Raw genomic sequence first — 15726 nt, 5'->3', positions numbered from 1 at the left:
GCGCGGGACCAGGTTCTCACTTGGCGTAGTCGTAGAAACCGCGACCGGTCTTGCGGCCGAGGCGACCCGCGTCGACCATGCGGCGCAGCAGGGCAGGCGGGGCGTAGTGCGGCTCGGCGAACTCGGCGTACAGCGACTCGGCGGCGGCGAGCGCGATGTCGAGGCCGACGGTGTCGAGCAGCGTCAGCGGGCCCATCGGGTAACCGCAGCCGCCCTTCATCGCGGTATCGATGTCCTCGGCGGTGGCGTAACCCGACTCGAGCATCCGGATCGCGGAGCACAGGTACGGGATGAGCAGCGCGTTGACGATGAAACCGGAACGGTCACCGGCCTGCACGGTCAGCTTGCCGAGGGTGTTCTTGGCGTAGTCGGTGACGGCCTCGGCCGCCTCGGGGGCGGTGACCAGGGTGGAGATGATCTCGACCAGCGGCATCACCGGCACCGGGTTGAAGAAGTGCACGCCGACCACGCGCTCGGGTCGCTGGGTGGCGCCGGCCACCTTGATCACCGGGATCGAGGAGGTGTTGGTGGCCAGGATGCCCTCGGGCTTGACGATCTTGTCCAGCTTGCCGAAGATCTCGTACTTCAGCGACTCGATCTCCGGGGCGGCCTCGATCACCAGGTCGCGGTCGGCGAACTCGTCCATGTCCAGGGTCACCCGCACGCGGGCGATGGCCGCGTCGGCGTCTTCCTGGGAGATCTTGCCGCGCGCCACACCCTTGCTGATCGAGGTGGCGATGCGCTGCTGCGCGGCATCGGCGAACTCCTGCTTGGTCTCGAGCACGAGCACCGAGCTGCCCGCCTTGGCACACACCTCGGCGATACCCGCACCCATCGTGCCGCCACCGATTACACCGATCAACTCCACTGCAGAACTCCCAACATCGCGTTTCCCTGGCTGTCCCGGCGATTATTTCACCTCCCCTGGCACTCAGTGCCAGGGGAGGTGGAACGTGGCCTATCCCACTGGTGTCAATTCCGGCTTGTCCGGATCCGGTCGTCGGCGACCGAGCACGGAATGCCTGCGGCCGTAGGCGAAGTAGACGAAGACACCGAGTGCCATCCAGATGATGAAGCGCAGCCAGGTCTCGATGGAGAGGTTGACCATCAGCCACAGGCAGGCCAGCGCGCCGAGCACGGGAACAACCGGGACGAACGGCACGCGGAACCCGCGCGGCAGGTCGGGGCGGGTGCGACGCAGGACCAGCACGCCCACCGCCACCAGCACGAAGGCGACCAGCGTGCCGATATTGACCATTTCCTCGAGCGTGCCGAAGTCGACGAACCCGGCGAGCAGCGCGCAGATCACACCGACGATCACGGTGAGCCGCACCGGCGTGCCCTTGCGACCGGTCTGTGCCAAGCTGCGGGGGAGCAGTCCGTCGCGGGCCATGGCGAACAGCACCCGGGTCTGCCCGAGGAACATCACCATGACCACCGTCGAGAGCCCGGCCAGGGCGCCGATGGCGATGATGTTCTTCACCCAGGTGGCGCCGTGGATGGCGAAAGCTGTTGCGAGGGTGGCATTGCCGTCGGCGAGCTGAGTGTAGGAGACCATGCCGGTGAGGACCAGCGACACCGCGATGTAGAGCACGGTCACGATGGCCAGCGAACCGAGGATGCCGCGCGGGATGTCGCGCTGCGGGTTGCGGGTCTCCTCGGCGGTGGTGGCGACGACATCGAAGCCGATGAAGGCGAAGAACACCAGGCTGGCGGCGGCGAGCAGGCCGTACCAGCCGTAGCTGGTGCCGCCGGACCCGGTGACGAAGGCGAACAGCGACTGCCGCAGCCCCTCGGCCTTCTCCGACGGCTCGGCGGGCGGAATGTAGGGCGACAGGTTCGACGGCTTGAAGTAGGTCGCGCCGACGACGAGCACCAGCGCGATCACGCCGAGCTTGATGGCGACGGCGATGGCCGAGACCCGCGACGACAGCTTCGTCCCGGTGGCCAGCAGCACGCCGACCACCGCGATGATCACCACCGCACCCCAGTCGAAACTCACCGACCCGATGTGCACCACCGGTGCCGACGACCCGAGCACGTCACCGAGATATTGCGACCAGCCCTTGGCGACCACGGAGACCGCGAGCGCGAATTCCAGGATCAGATCCCAGCCGATGATCCAGGCGATCACCTCACCGAACGTGGCGTAGGCGAAGGTGTACGCGCTGCCCGCCACCGGAACGGTCGAGGCGAACTCGGCGTAGCAGAGGGCGGTGAGCCCGCACGCGATGGCCGCGAAGACGAACGCGAGCGAGACCGCGGGCCCGGCCACCGTGCCCGCGGTGCGGGCGGTGAGGGTGAAGATGCCCGCACCGATCACCACCGCGACACCGAAGATCGTGAGGTCCTTCGCCGTCAGGTCCTTGCGCAGCTTGGCATCGGGATCGTCGGTGTCCCGGATCGATTGCTCGACAGATTTCGTGCGGAACAACCCGCTCGTGATCGCCACTGTGTCTCCTCCTTGAAACTCGGGCGCGCTCAGAGCGAGCGGGGGATGGCGTCGAGACGGCGTTCGGCGAATCGATTGGCGGCGGCACCGGTGGCGATACCGTCGGCTTTCGCCGCGGCGATGATCTCGCGGCAGCGCGGGAAGATGTCGGTGACCTCGGCTTCCACCTCGGCGGGTGGGGCGGCGCGCAATTCGCCTGCCACCTGGATGAGTCCGCCGCTGTTGGCGACGAAGTCGGGGACCCAGGTGATGCCGCGTTCGGTGAGTGCCTGCTCCACATCGGGGGTGGCGAGTTGGTTGTTGGCCGCGCCGCAGACGAGTTTGGCCTCGATCGTCGCGGCGGTCGACGCGGTGAGGGTGGCGCCGAGCGCGCAGGGGGCGTACACGTCGACCGGTGCGGTCGAGACCGTGGACAGCAGCCGGACCTCGGGGTGCTCGGAGGCGATGCGGCGCAGCGCCGCTTCGTTCACATCCGTCACGCACACCTCGGCGCCGTCGGCGAGCAGCAAGGCGGTGAGCTCGCGGCCGACCTTGCCGACGCCTTCCACGCCGACGGTGCGGCCTGCCAGTGTCGGTGCGCCCCACACGGATTCGGCGCCCGCGCGCATGGCCTGGAACACGCCGAGCGCGGTGAGCCGGGCGCTGTCACCGCTGCCGCCCGCGGCGACGCTGCGGCCGGTGACGTAGCGGGTGTGCCTGCCGATGATGTCGAGGTCGTCGGTGGTGGTGCCCACGTCGCCCGCGGTGATGTAGCGGCCGCCGAGGGTGTCGACGAAACGCGCGTAGGCGGCGAGCAGTTCCTCGCTCTTCATCGTCGCCGGGTCACCGATGATGACGGCCTTGCCGCCGCCGAGGTCGACACCCGCGGCGGCGGCCTTGTAGGTCATGCCCCAGGACAGTCGCAGCACGTCCTGCAACGCCGCGGATTCGTCGGCGTAGGGGTAGAAGCGGGTGCCGCCGAGCGCCGGGCCGAGCGCCGTTGAGTGGATGGCGATGATCGCCTTCAGCCCGGACCTGTCGTCCTCGCAGAACACCACCTGCTCGTGGGCGCGGGCACTCAACTCGTGCGATCGTCCGAAAACTCCTGCTTCGGGGTGTGCGACGGTCACTGTCGATCCTTTCCGGTTGCCTCCACCACGGGTCGTGTCCGGGTGGTTAGTTCGTGCCGCGGGTCTGCGGCCTGATGTTGTGCTGTTGGGCGCCGATGGATTCGGCGCCGTGATCACTCAGAAGTCGATGCCGAGATCGCGCAGCCCGGCGCGGTACAGCTCGATATTGGCGAGTTTGATGTCCTCGTAGCCGCGCACGACGTCGGCGAGAGCGGCTGCCGCAGTGGCTGTCTCGTAGTTCTCCTCGCTCAGCTCGGCGGCGAGCCGCGTCACCATGGCGGTGTACTGGGCCAGGAGTTCGCGTTCGACCTTGCGCACGTGGGCGTAGCCGAAGGGGTCGAGCTTCGTGCCGCGGAGGAACTTACCCTTGGCGAGGACCTTCAGCGCCACATGGGATTTCGGCGCGAGCCCGATCTTCTTCTTCCGGCCCATGGCGCGCAGGACGGGCGGGTGCAGCTTGTAGGTGAGCTTCTCGCCACCCGGCACCTGGGCCTGTACCTCGGCCAGGAACGCCGGGTCGACCAGCAGCCGCGCCACTTCGTACTCGTCCTTGTAGGCGGTGAACTTGTACAGCCCACGTGCTACCGCCTCGCTGAACTCGGTCCGCTCGGTAACGGAACGTTCTGCCGCCCAGACGCTTTCGACCGTGTCGATGTAGCGCCGCGCCACCGTCGTGTTCTGGTAGCCGACCAGCTCACCGGCTCGCCGTTCCACGATCCGTCGTACCTCGCCTTCGAAGCCGGTGTGGGCCAACAGCTCAGCCGGTGCGGTCGGCGGGAGCCGCCGCGGCTGCCCCTCGTCGACAGCCGCGGCGAAGGCCGCCGGATCCGCGACGGCGACACGGCCCCAGCGGAACGCGGCAAGGGTGGCCGACACGGCGACCCCGTTGATCCCGATGGCTTCCTCGATCGCCGCCACGGGCAATCGCAACCCACCCGCCTGTACCGCCGCGCCGACGACGAGGAAATTGGCGGCCGCGGTGTTGCCGAACAGGGTCTCCGCAGCCGCGAGTGCGTCGAAGTGGTTGATCGAACGCGTCACGGCGGCAAGGCGATTCAGCAAAGTATCGGTCTCGGGGTAGGACGTCGACTTGTCGTACACCATGTCGCCGGTCGGTGTCTTGCTCGTCGACGCCACGGCCACCGTGCTCGCCGAATTGCCGTAGCGCAGGTATCGGGGATCGGTGGCGGTCAGCAGGTCGACCGCGAGCAGGCAGTCCGCGCTGCCCGGGGTGAGCCGGTTGGCCGGTTCCAGCTCCGAACCCGAGAACCGCAGGTGCGACACCACGGGCCCGGCCTTCTGACTCAGGCCGATCTGATCGAGCGTCTCCACCTCGTACCCGGCGCGCAGGGCGGCGGTGGCCAGCACCTGGTTCACCGTCACGATGCCGGTGCCGCCGATACCCGCGATGAGCACGTTCTGGGTGCGCTGCGGCACGCCCGGTGCCGGATCCGGAACAGCGGGCGGTTCGAGGGTTTTGCGGCCGGCACGCTTGTCGGGTGACACCTCCACCGTCACGAACGATGGGCAGTCGCCGTCCAGGCAGCTGTAGTCGGTGTTGCAGGAGGTCTGATCGATGCGGGTCTTGCGCCCGAATTCGGTGTCGACGGGTTGCACGGACAGGCAGTTCGACTTGGTGCCGCAATCGCCGCAGCCCTCGCAGACGGCCTCGTTGATCACCACGCGGGTGTTGCGCACCGGCAGTGTGCCGCGTTTGCGCTGCCTGCGGGCGTCGGCGGCGCAATGCTGGTCGTAGATCAGCACGGTGACGCCCTCGATCTCGCGCAGCATCCGCTGGGCTTCGTCGAGCCGGTCACGATGCCACAGCAGCGTCCCCTTGGCCAGCGCCCGCTTGCTGTGCCGCTTCGGCTCGTCGGCACAGACGATGATCTGCTTCACGCCCTCCACGGTGAGTTTGTGGGTGAGCTGCGCGACGGTGAGCATGCCGCCCACGTCCTGCGCCCCGGTCATCGCGACGACCTCGTTGTAGAGCAGCTTGTAGGTGATGTTCACTCCCGCCGCCACGCACGCCTGCACGGCCAGCTGCCCGGAGTGGAAGAACGTTCCGTCGCCGATGTTCTGGAACAGGTGCGGCACATCGGTGAACGGTGCCTGCCCGATCCACTGACTGCCCTCGCCACCCATCTGCGTCAGCCCGGTGACGGCGCTGTCGGCGCGGCCCGACATGGTGACCAGCGTGTGACAGCCGATGCCGCCGCCACCGATCGAGCCCTCGGGCAGGGCGGTGGACCGGTTGTGTGGGCAGCCGCTGCAGAAGTACGGCGTGCGCTTGGTGCTGAGCACCTCCAGCGGAAGTGCGGGCGGCGCAGCCTTTTTCAGCTCGACGCGCTCGCGCAACACCCGGCGCAGCGGGGCGAGCAGCCGCCCGGCGTCGAGTTCGCCGTCGACCGGCATCAGCCGGGCACCGCGCTGGTCGTGCTTGCCGAGGATGCGTGGCGTGTGCTCCGTGCCGTAGAGGATCTCGCGGATCTGGGTCTCGATGAAGGCGGTCTTGTCCTCGACCACGATCAGTTCCTCGAGTCCACGGGCGAACTCGGTGACCTTGGCCGGGCCGATCGGATACGGCATCCCGATGCGCAGCAACCGGATTCCGGCCCGGTGCATCGCGGCCTCGTCGACACCGAGCTCGAGCAGTGCTTGGCGCACGGCGTCGAATGTCGTTCCGGTGGCGGCGATGCCGACCTTCGCCTCCGGCGGGTCCACCTCGATGCTGTCGATGGCATTGGCCGCGCCGTAGGCGTGCACCATCGCCCAGCGCGGGCCGTACAGGTCCGCCTCGGCGAGCAGGCTGTCGGTCGGAGCGGCCATCGGGCGCTGCCGATACGTGAAAGGCCGTCCCTCCCACTGCACCTCGGGCACCGTCACGGCGAGGTCGGCCACGTCGGCGTCTACCGTCCACGCGCCGTCGGCGACATCGGCGACGATCTTCAACGCCACCACACACCCCGAGGCCCGCGACAGCGCGATGCCCTGCATGCCGAGGGTGATGATCTCCTCCGCATTGCGCGGGAACAACACCGGCACACCCATCGCGGCCAGCGAACGTTCGCTCACGGCGGGCACGGTCGACGACTTCGACGACGGATCGTCACCTACGAGCAGCAACACCCCGCCACGCGGGTTCACCCCGTACATGTTGGCGTGGCGGATGGCGTCGGTCGCCCGGTCCACACCGGGGCCCTTGCCGTACCAGACGCCGACCACGCCGTCGTGGGTCGGGCGCCCGGCGGGCAGGTCGGCCTGGCTGCCCCACACCGAGGTGGCGGCCAGTTCCTCGTTGAGTCCCGGCACGAAAGTGATGTCGTGTTCGGTGAGCACCTCCGGCATGCCGAGCAGCATCTTGTCGACGCCACCCAGCGGGCTGCCCTGGTACCCCGAGACGAAGGTCGCGACCCGGCGCCCGGCGCGGATGTCACGCACATGCTGTTCCACCAGCAGCCGGGCGATGGCCTGGACACCCGTGAGCAGGACCGGACCCGCGCCGGACCGATACCGGTCGGCCAGATCGTAGGACGCGGCCGGTTCGGCCAGCGGTCGGGCGGTGGAACAGACGACGCTGGTCATGAACACCTCACTGCACGAAGGAAACTGCTACCCGTGCTGCGAAATGTGCCGTGAAGGGGTGAACTGTGTCAACAGTCACACAAAAAGTTGATCAGACTGCTCAAAAGTGATCTAGGACACTGATGCGGATGAGTCAATCTGCTCGAGGCGAGAGACCTAGCTCACATCGTCGTCGGATCGGCGTGCGGTCAGATCCTCGACCAGCGGCAGGCTCCGATACCCGATCGGTGTAGCCAGCGCGAGCATCGTCTCGGTATGGTTGACCCCATCGATGGCGTGCACCCGCTGAATGATCTCCAGCAGATCCTGCTGTGAGCGCGCGGCCACCCGGACCAGCAGATCGGCGCGACCGGTCGTCGCATGCACCTCGAGCACATGCGGGAAGTCGCGCAACCGCTCGATGATCGGGTCCATCTTGTTCTGATCGAGCTCGATTCCGAGAAACGCGTGCACCGCGAACCCGATCGCCGCCACATCGATATCCGGCGGATACCCCCGTACCGCCCCCGAGGACTCGAGCCGCTTCATCCGCGCCTGCACCGTGTTGCGCGCGATCCCGAGCCGCTGCGCCAGCTCGAGAATCGGCGCCCGGGGATCCCGCGCAAGCTCGGCGAGCAACGCGGCGTCGACAGCATCGAACTTGATGGCCATCCGCGCATTCTGGCACAACGGAAATGGAGTGAAAGAGATGAAGACCGAACGGATTACCGATGGTGGGGAGCGGCTGCTCCTCGAGAATATGCTCGACCGCAACCGCGAAGCGCTCATCGATACCGCCCGCGGGCTGTCGGAAACCGACGCGCGCAGACGTCTCGTCCCATCGCTCACCACACCGATCTCGCTCCTCAAACACGCGGCCGGTGCCGAGCGGATCTGGTTTCAGCGGTTCTGGGCCGGGCTCGCGGAGCACGAATGCGACGGATACTCGCGCCGCGACGAAGGTACGTTCGCCGTGTCCGACGACGAATCGCTGGACGAGGTCATCGCCGAGTTCGAACGCGCGAGTCACCGCTCCCGCGACATCGCCGCCCGCTTCGACCTCGACGACACCCTCGACATCCCCGGCGAGGGGAGGGTCAGCATGCGCTGGACGCTGCTCGCCATGATCGAGGAGTTCGCCAGACACGCAGGCCACGGCGATATTCTTCGCGAGCAGATCCGGCGGAACTCATCGTACGCCTACCCCAATTCTTCGGCCAGCCCGATCAGCAACCCTTCGGGACCGCGCACGTAGCAGAGCCGATAGACATCCTCGTACCGCACCACCTCGTCGACCACCCGCGCACCGTGCTTGCGCAAGCGTTCGAGGGTGTCGTCGAGGTCGTCCACCTGGAACATGACCCGCAGATAACCCAGCGCGTTCACCGGGGCCGTGCGGTGATCGGCGACCACCTCGGGCTCGAGGAAGCGCGAGAGTTCGAGCCGACTGTGCCCATCCGGCGTCCGCATCATGGCGATCTCGACCCGCTGGTCCCCGAGCCCGGTCACCCGCCCGGCCCACTCACCCGCCACCACGGCCCGCCCCTCGAGCTCCAAACCGAGCTCCTGGAAGAACTCGATCGCCACCCCGAGATCCTCGACGACGATGCCGACATTGCTCATGCTGACTGCCATGCGGTTCATCGTAGGGTGCATCGCCGCACCGAATCCGCGATCGCACGGCGAATACCATCATCGCCATGAGTTCGACCAAGCTGTCCGCGGAAGCCCGGGCCAGACGGAGCGCCGAGATGAAGGAGTTCCTGCGATCTCGGCGGGCCCGAGTGAGTCCCGAGGATGCCGGTTTGGCCGTAGGCGAAGCTCGGAGCCGACGCACTCCTGGCTTGCGTCGCGAAGAGGTCGCGGTGCTCGCCGGGGTGACATGTTGGTCACGCACTCCGTAGAGCATTCTGACGCATCAGAACTTGCACAACCGTCGGACCTGCTCTGCGGGCTCCAGCCAACAGCAAGACAGCTTGGGGTGGGGACTCCGATTCCAGAGGGGTTTTGACTTACGCACTGGGAGGCGCCTCGTAGCTGTACGGAGCGACGTCGACAGCCTCGTGGCGTCCTAGTTCGATCAGTCTGGTTTGCAGCGCCAGAAAATTCGAGTCCGAGCGGGTAGTGCTCAATGCGCGTAGTGCGTCCATCGCTGCCTCAGCCGCGTGGTGGCGTTCCCATGGTTCGCCGCGGTCTTGTAGCAGGAGAAGGATTTTGGTGCTGCGGTCCGGCACTGTAACGGTTTTGCAGCGATCGGCAACTTCGATCGCATATTCGATATCACCGTTGGTGATTTCTAAGGTTCGGATGGTGAGCTCGGTCCAGACGTTGTCCGGCACTCCGGTCACGTAGCTCCATCGACCTGTTTTGTAAAGGACTTCGGCTGGCGCTGTTGTGCGGTCAGCATCCAGCAGCGATCGCCAAAACCCTAAGGCCGTATCGAGGTCTTGCGATCCGGCCGGCTCGTTCTGTACCAGTCTCGCCATCTCGGCAGCGGCTTCAGCCAAGACCTGGGGAGCCGAACGCAGAGCTGCGATGACGGCGCCGCTGTCGTAGCCGGGCTCATCCTGCAGGGTGCCCACCAGTAGGTGACCGACCGCATTTTCCGCGCCGCGCAGAGCGGCGGAGACTAGGTCGTGGCGGAGGTTTCGTAGCAACCAAGGTGTAGGGCGGCCGATTTCGAGGGTGAGATCGATAGTGAACGAGCCGTATTCGGCATTGCGGAATACAAGATCGACTCGTTGGCTAAGCCAATCATGTGCAATGTGCTCCAGGCGTGGGCGCTGCCAAGCCAGGATCGCTCGAGACTCAAGCCCGACTCGGGAGGTGGGCTTGAGGACTTCGTCGAGTAGGTTGAAGAACTGCGCTCGAATGGGCGGGTTGTTCCGCTCTTCCCACGCAGCGAGTGAGATGGCGGCCTGTAGCCCCCGCCCGAATTTTCCGCTGACTGCCCGACTGCGCGCGATGTCCGTTGTGGTGGCAGGCTCCTGGGGTGACGTTCCCAGTGCGCTCAAGATCAAAGACCAGGCATCGTCGAGGGCTGCCTGGGCGAATAGACCGTTCAGATCGGCGAGCTTCGTGACTAGGTCCAGTGCACCGATGTCGACGACTGTCCAGTCGGATTCGAAATCAAACCGATCCTGGCTAAGGGTGTTCGGTGCCCACCTTTCGGTGGTCGCGACCCGGACCGCTTCGATGACCTGATCGGTCTGCTCGCTGATCCCCTCTACGTTTTCGGTAATGCTGCGCAAGTAGTGCAACACATAGACTGGCTCGCGCAGCGTGGTTACCAGCGCGACCGGATCTTGTGTCCAGCCAAAAAGATTCGCGGCAACAACGGTCTCCAGGGTCTTTGCGAGCCCGCGTGGCGTGGTCATCTTGTAATCCGCTGCGGAATCCGGACGCCATTGCGATACCAACTGTGCCGCTTCGAGTGGAGTGCGAGCGGCTAGCTGATCGACACTATATGGCGAACTCTCCGACGATCGAATGAAGGTGGGGAGGCGGCGCGAAAAGCATGTATCATCGAATCGCCCGTGCTCCTGAGAAAGGGTGGTGATCACGGGTTGCCAATCGGTGAGCAGATAGCCGGGAAGCACTGTGGACCAACGCCACGCCTTGAGCCAATCCCTAGGCGGCGCAGCGATATTCTCAGATGCTGCAGATGGCTTACCGAGGGCGGCGGACCATTCCTGGACTCGGGTCGGATCGGGGTTCGCGGCGAGTACGGCGTCGACCAGGTCTTTGTCGTCCCCGGAGACTGTGTCGGATCCAAGCCGGAGTGTGACGTACTTAATCTTGTCCTCGATCGGGACATCGTCAGCCAGCACTAGCACACGACAAACAAGCCGCTCGCCGACTGCCCCGGGAATATTGGCGACCCAGGCCCACAGTTGCGTTCCCGGCACGCCGCATGCGAGTGCACGAGCCAGGATTCGGGCGAGATAGTGAGTGGCCACGACCAGAAACTGTCGATCATCATCGCCCAGCTCCGTGGTCAGCCGCGCGATATCGATATTGATCCGTCCGGTCGCATGACCTTGGGTGGCTGCGCGAATTTTCGCGATGAGCAGACGTGTCCGCGTAACGGCATTGTCTGCGGTCATTCCGTTTTCGATCGCATTCAGTAGGATCTTGTAGTAATAAATGTCCCGATCGGTAGCGGCGGCACTGAGCACCGCGGAGGCAACTTTCTCCACGATCGGCGCAGTCGGATCAGCATCCTTTACTGCAGTGGTAGCGAGCGAACGCACAGCGTCATTGTTGGGATGCAACTTCACTATGTCGCCGACGACTCCGTGCCCCTCCTGCCCGAGGTTCACTGCGAACCGCAGTAAGTCGAAGCGCGCGTCTAGTTGTTGATCGGCGGGAAGCTGCTTACAGGCGGGCAGCAGCTTTTGAACCACAGATGCAACGGCGGCGGGTTCTGTTCGGCCGAGCCCCTCTAGCAGTCCGTAAACCGGCCATGGCGACTCGGGTTGGGGCAGTGGCATCATCCCAGCGCCGTACAGCGGCTCCAGCCACGCGGCGGCTTTGAGATGCCGAAAGAACAAGCGCAGCTGGTGCGGATTCGAGGCTAGACGGTGTATACGACTAATCTGGTCGGGCCCTGTCCACGGCTCCGCGGCAAGCTCGCGGAGCGCGACGACAACGTCTGCTGGCGGAGTGAACATTCGAACAAACCACGCCACGGTGTGTTGATAAAGAATGGAGGCATCGCCGAGATTCGTGCTCGTGTGGACCCCTCGATTCGCTCTTTTCCGCAGGCGTTTGTACTCGGCGACCGGATCGAGCTCCCCGACAAGTGGTTCGATGCCTGATTTGTCGCGAAGGTAGCCGAGAAGTCGCGCCTCGTGGTAGGAGTTCCGATCCTGTTGCTCGCCCGCCCGACGAATCACTTGGCTGAACACTCGCAGCGATATCGCGTCGTCGTTGCCAGGCTGACCCGCTTCTTGCTCGTATTGTTGCCATGCAGCCAAGACAGCGGGGAGTCCTCCCTCTACCGGGGTGAGTCCGCTGACAACAGCGTCTAGAGCCTCGCGCAGGTTATAGGTTGCACTTTCGGCCAGCCGTAAACCAGCGTCGTGGTGAACGGCGGCGCTGAGCAGATAGGCGGCGGTCTGCAACGCCGCGACCACTTTCTCTCCTCGACCGGGGAGTTCCGCGACGATCCGGTTTGCTACCTCGGCGGGAAGGTCGAGCGCTGGTCCACTCTCTTCGCTGAGCACCACTAAGTAATACTGCAAGGGCCCAGCAATCGCACACCGAGATCCCTAGGATCACCTGGGCAGCGCCGACTGGCCCGGTGCCAGCCTTGGCTAGCACATAGACACCAGAAAAGCGGAGTGCCGCAAGCCCAGGCGACTGTCCCGGTGTCTTGACGAGGCGCCGGAGTTCGGTGCGGTCGGTGCTCGCCGTCATCTACCTTGCCCGTCGAAGGTTCGGTCAGTGGGTTCGGTCGCGGCACTCTGACGCAACGATCACCGTCTGCGGCCACGTCGCCACTATGAACGTGACCATCTGCCGAGACGACATGGATGGCCAACAGATCCCCCCATTGGCGCTGGTCGCAACTCCCCCCGCCGCCACCGGCATTTCGAAGTGCATCCCGGTGGCAGCAACGCGGTCGATCCCCCCGGTCCTGGTTGTCCGCACGAGAAATCATAAGGCGACAGCAACTGATGCGCAGTGGAAAGCCCGGCCCGCTCGTTTGATCGTGTGGCCCTGCCCCTTTGCCATCCCGATGACGCGGCGGCAAAACGCGGACTGTGTTGTCGCCACAGCACGCCCAGACCGGATCGCCTTGACGCGTGAGCGCGGCATGCTCGAGCTGTTCGAGCGGCCGAGCGGGTATCCCTCCACCGGAGACTGAATCGCCCCGGGGTTGGTTCCCACTTAAGAATCACAGCCCACTCACACTGCCCAGTAGGTAGGCGGAACAGTGATTACCAACCGCCGACCTGAGCTACCGGAAGCGCTTGCGCTTGACCTGAGCAGCCTCAAGACTCCGAAGGCCGATGGCAGGCGGTTGATCCGGATGCTAGTGCAGATGGTCGGTCGAGGAGGCTAGGGCTATTGGCGTGGGGTGCCTCGCAGTTCGCGTCGTAGTAGTTCGGCGGCGGTGAAGGCACCGGCGGCGGCTCGTTTGACGTGGATGAGGACCGATTCCGTGAGCCGGGCCGGCCGGGTCCGCAGCACTGTCATGGGCGCCACCTGGACCCGGCGGCCGAGATCGTCGGCGATGGGGGCGGCGGTGATGAGGACGGCAGCGGCGCGCAGCACCAGGGCAGCGTCGGCGGAAGTGACCTCATCGAGGTGTCCATGAGCGTAGTCGTTGCGTAGGTTGCGCCCAACCGGGCCGAGCAGCAGCCAGCGCAGGAAATAGGCCCAGTCCTCGTCGAGGGCGGCCTTTTCGAGCGCTTCCAGCAGCGGATGCAGCTGGATGTGACCTCCGGGCTTGACCTTCGAGATCTGCACCTTGAAGGTTGGTTCGTCGAGGTCCCGTAGCAGCGCTCGGGCGGCGGTCTCGATTTTGGGGATCACCACCGCCGCGGCAGCTTCGTAGTCGCCGGCCCAGAAGTAGCGGAAGCCTTTGGCCAGGCTCCGGGCCATTCGTGGGTCGAGCGCACCGAGATCGAGCAGTGCCGCGGTTACCTCCTCGAGCTCGGGGATTCCGTAACGATCCCCGACCCGTCGCAAGGCCGCAGCCAGCACCGACCCCTGGTAATCGGCCCAGACCTTCGCGGTGCGCGACAGGTCGTGCTGGTACTGCTCGTCGTCGCTCGTCAGCGTGGCGCGCGGCAGTCCGCGGTCGAGCAGCACGGAGGGCAGACGCAGCATGCCTTTGCCGATGCGCGCTGCCAACGCGCGGTTGTTGGCGACGCTTCCGGTCGGTGCGCACGGGTCAGTGCAGAACAGCGTCACTCCGGTACGCCAAGACGGCGCCTGGGTGTAAGGGTCGAGCGCAGACTCCGGTATCCACGCCGGTACCGAGCTGGAAGTGGTGATGACCTGTAACCCGAGCTCGTCTGGGTCGATGGCCTGCATCAGAGCGGTGATGCGGTCGGCTTCGTTGCGCTGGCCGCGCTTCGTCGCGACCACGGCGGCGCGTTCGAGGAAGTGCAGGCGCACCGCCGCGTTCGGCGCGTTCTCGGCACGGCGGCAGTATCCGCCGATCTCATCGAGGTCGACCGCGGCGCGCTGCTTATCACTGGCGGTGGAGCCGAGCAGCTTGCGCCGCAGCGCTGCGGTTTCGGCGATGAGGTGGTCATGGGTTTCGCTGGCGGCCAACGTGCTCAGCACCGCGCCCGCGTGCTCGTGCTGGGCTTGTTTGCGGGAGGTGTCGCGGGGGTTTTGGCACAGGACCTGCAGCAGTGGATACACCGCACCAGGCCGCTCGCGGAACTCGCCGGTCATTAGCGCGTTCAGCCGGGCGGTCATGATGTCCAGCGCGGCGTTCTCGATTCCCTGGTCCTTGAGCTGGCGGGCCAGTGTCCAGCCGCGCATCAGGTGCACGGTGGCGTCGTATTGGTAGTCGCCGCTGTCAACGGCGTCGATGTATGCCTGCGCGGCGCGGCGCGCGTATTCGTGGGCCGGGGGTACTTTGCGGGCGAACATCAGCTCACCGAGCCGGGCGGTAGCCGCTGGCGCGCGGACCTTCTCGATCAACGCGGTCCACAGAGCGAGTTCGTCGTCGCCGACCGCGGCGACCGCCTCCCGGCCGAGCGCGGCGCCGGTGTCGAGTTCAGCCCCTGGGGTGCCTCGGGGTTCCATGCGCAGCGGACACGCGGCGATCTGCCCGAGCGCGCGGCGGCACGAGTCGGTCAAGACGACATCGAGTTCGGTCACCGTCGCCTCGACCGTGCCCCACGCCTCCCACCCGCTGCGCAGCGTGGCGAAGACATGGTCGAGCACGCGCGCGGCATCGGCGACCTCGGAGGGATCGAACCCATAGGGTGGCGGCGAAACGGGCTCGTCGTCGGGGTCGATCTCGGCGAGGTCCATGGGCTCCTGCTGGTCGGTGGGATCGAGGGCAGCGTCCTCGATCGCGTGCCCGTCAGGAAGGATATCGGTCATGGATTCCATTGTCCCGCAACTGTCCAGCAGTTTTCACGGACAGCACAATGACCGCAGATAGTGGCCGCTTCTGGTTCTGCCCAAGTTGTATGACACCCCGACAGCAACTGACCGTGAAGTTCGCCGCTGAGGTACTGGGTGGGATCCCCGCCATTGCTGTGATCTCGGTCCGGGAACTGACAGCGGGCGGCAATTTCGCATGCGGTCGTCACACCCATAGCCGCTTGACAGGACTACGACAGATGCCGCCTGTGTCAGCGACGGAGTGTGTAGCGCTGGCACAACCGACCGGAGTGAGATGTTCGTTACACACTCCTCAGCCTGAGCACGGAGGGAGAAGACAATGTCACCCCCTCCGCGCGGATCGGTCTTGCGTCCACATCGCCCCACCGGGTTCCGTCCGCGCATCCTGTAATGCCGATGCGCGGATACCGCGGCACCCAGGTCTTAGCCCATGGTCCCGCCACGACCGGGTCAACGCCTGCGTGGTCTTCGACTCGGCGCGCCCGCGCTAACCTCGGCAAC

Annotated in this window: 9 protein-coding genes; 1 reads left to right on the top strand and 8 read right to left on the bottom strand. The window is 65.8% G+C overall.

Translation table 11 applies throughout. The annotated features are described in order from the left end of the window. Positions 1 to 16: 16 nt before the first annotated feature. From NCO8_RS05570 to NCO8_RS05550, 5 genes are all read right to left on the bottom strand, one after another. Complete coding sequence (locus NCO8_RS05570; protein WP_067493193.1) at positions 17 to 868, bottom strand: 3-hydroxybutyryl-CoA dehydrogenase; 852 nt, start codon at positions 866 to 868, stop codon at positions 17 to 19. 90 nt (positions 869 to 958) lie between these two features. Then, complete coding sequence (locus tag NCO8_RS05565) at positions 959 to 2452, bottom strand: amino acid permease (RefSeq protein WP_067636968.1); 1494 nt, start codon at positions 2450 to 2452, stop codon at positions 959 to 961. Positions 2453 to 2481: 29 nt separating this feature from the next. After that, complete coding sequence (locus NCO8_RS05560) at positions 2482 to 3561, bottom strand: Glu/Leu/Phe/Val dehydrogenase dimerization domain-containing protein (protein ID WP_067636966.1); 1080 nt, start codon at positions 3559 to 3561, stop codon at positions 2482 to 2484. Between the two features lie 117 nt (positions 3562 to 3678). Continuing rightward, on the bottom strand, positions 3679 to 7146 hold the full coding sequence (locus tag NCO8_RS05555; RefSeq protein WP_067637011.1) for an indolepyruvate ferredoxin oxidoreductase family protein: 3468 nt from the start codon (positions 7144 to 7146) through the stop codon (positions 3679 to 3681). 156 nt (positions 7147 to 7302) lie between these two features. Next, a complete protein-coding gene (locus NCO8_RS05550; protein ID WP_067493199.1) occupies positions 7303 to 7797 on the bottom strand; it encodes an Lrp/AsnC family transcriptional regulator in 495 nt (164 codons plus the stop codon). A 37-nt stretch (positions 7798 to 7834) separates the two neighbouring features. Here NCO8_RS05550 and NCO8_RS05545 point away from each other — a divergent pair, with 37 nt between their 5' ends. Then, positions 7835 to 8380: a DinB family protein gene (locus tag NCO8_RS05545; RefSeq protein ID WP_067637009.1), complete on the top strand. Its 546-nt coding sequence runs from the start codon at positions 7835 to 7837 to the stop codon at positions 8378 to 8380. Here the strand turns inward: NCO8_RS05545 and NCO8_RS05540 are convergent. The 3 genes from NCO8_RS05540 to NCO8_RS05525 form a co-directional block, all read right to left on the bottom strand. Continuing rightward, positions 8326 to 8760, bottom strand: coding sequence for a VOC family protein (locus NCO8_RS05540; RefSeq protein WP_067637007.1), 435 nt, complete (start codon positions 8758 to 8760; stop codon positions 8326 to 8328). The two genes, NCO8_RS05545 and NCO8_RS05540, sit on opposite strands and share 55 nt — an antisense overlap. A gap of 377 nt (positions 8761 to 9137) precedes the next feature. Beyond that, positions 9138 to 12356 carry a hypothetical protein gene (locus NCO8_RS05535; protein ID WP_157104786.1) on the bottom strand — a complete coding sequence of 1073 codons (3219 nt, stop codon included), beginning with the start codon at positions 12354 to 12356 and terminating at the stop codon, positions 9138 to 9140. A gap of 841 nt (positions 12357 to 13197) precedes the next feature. After that, positions 13198 to 15201, bottom strand: a complete 2004-nt coding sequence (locus tag NCO8_RS05525) for a hypothetical protein (RefSeq protein ID WP_157104785.1) — start codon at positions 15199 to 15201, stop codon at positions 13198 to 13200. Positions 15202 to 15726 lie beyond the last annotated feature (525 nt).

It is taken from the genome of Nocardia coubleae NBRC 108252 (genome assembly GCF_001612805.1).
Taxonomy (GTDB): Bacteria; Actinomycetota; Actinomycetes; order Mycobacteriales; family Mycobacteriaceae; genus Nocardia; species Nocardia coubleae.
This window is presented reverse-complemented; position numbering and strand designations above follow the sequence as displayed.